This window comes from Bacillus sp. SIMBA_005 (assembly GCF_046535585.1).
Classification (GTDB): Bacteria; Bacillota; Bacilli; order Bacillales; family Bacillaceae; genus Bacillus; species Bacillus pumilus.
Genome location: NZ_JAWRWI010000336.1, coordinates 1 through 275, shown reverse-complemented (window position 1 = coordinate 275; position 275 = coordinate 1). Strand labels below are relative to the sequence as shown.

General features: G+C 73.5%; 1 protein-coding gene. It reads left to right on the top strand.

Annotated elements, in window-relative coordinates; genetic code table 11:
- Positions 1 to 275, top strand: a 275-nt coding sequence (locus SB660_RS20370; RefSeq protein ID WP_410584136.1) for an EamA family transporter, incomplete at both ends; no start/stop codon positions are given.

Genomic DNA, 275 nt, shown 5'->3' with positions numbered 1-275 from the left:
GGATCCGGTCGGCGTGGCCTATGCGCTCGGCGCGGCGCTGTGCTGGGCGCTATACATCGTGATCGGCCAGCACGCTGGCCGACAGGCCGGCCGGGCGACGGTGCCGCTGGGCCTGGTGGTGGCCACGCTGGTGGCTTTGCCGTTCGGCGCCGCACAGGTCGGCGCGGTGTTCTCCGCGCCGGCGCTGCTCGCCTTCGCCGCCGGCGTGGCGCTGCTGTCGAGCGCGATTCCCTATTCGCTGGAGATCTACGCGCTGCGCCACCTGCCGCGGCAGA